The 789-nt window shown below is 39.4% G+C and carries 1 protein-coding gene; it reads right to left on the bottom strand.

Annotation, left to right across the window (positions count from 1 at the left end; all coding sequences use genetic code 11):
- Positions 1-124: 124 nt before the first annotated feature.
- On the bottom strand, positions 125-789 hold a 665-nt coding region (locus NB463_RS18905), incomplete at its 5' end, for a hypothetical protein (RefSeq protein ID WP_258516027.1).

Below are 789 nucleotides of genomic sequence, written 5' to 3'. Positions count from 1 at the left end.
AACATAACGCCCAATTAAGGGGTGAACAACGCCTCCACCCACACCTAAAGCATTGTGCCATAAACACTAAATTTGAAGTAGAAGCAAAAATGCCAAGCGTTGTGAATCCCTCTTAAATTGCTTGTTATGTCTCTGGTCGCCACTCTTGAATACTTAGCTTCAGAGCAGTTAATAAAGAGTAATAGTTGAGCTTATTGGGATATTGATTAGCAGGATGCCAAAAATCAACGAAGTAATGTCTGTCACTTTTATACAACCACTCGCCGCACTTTTCATGAGGTATTTTTGACTTAATCAACGGCCAAGTGGAGCCACAAACTATCAGGTCAGGCTTCAACTCATCAATTTGTGCCTCAATCAAGTCCCAGTCATTCTCGACATACTGGCGAAGATCAGCATTGTTAGATGAACTATAGCCTGAACTTTTCTTTAAATTTATGACAGCACAACCACGAAGTGCATCATCAAACTCCATATTTCCCTTGTAACTTTCATCAAAAATGCAGACTTCGCCCGAGATCACTAATTTTTGGATACCTAAACACCATTGGGATACTGTTTTCCACATTTTACCTCGCACGGTATGTAAGCCTTGATTCAGATAACTAGCTAAGTCCCATTCTCCTTCCGAGTCTGGAGTACCACTGTATGCTTCTTTCAGTATAAATAGGATCTTAAAACTTGACTGTTCCCACCTATCGATATCGATAACCCCATCTGTTATGAAAAATTTTCCTTTGTGGATTTCTCTATTTTTCCATTCGTCAAAAATCATACCATTCCTACTGA

Origin of the sequence: Vibrio sp. RM-41-2B, assembly GCF_024744415.1 — a bacterium.
Lineage (GTDB): Bacteria > Pseudomonadota > Gammaproteobacteria > Enterobacterales > Vibrionaceae > Vibrio > Vibrio diabolicus.
The sequence above is the reverse complement of the archived record's forward strand: the minus strand, read 5'-3'. Positions and strand labels throughout refer to the sequence as shown.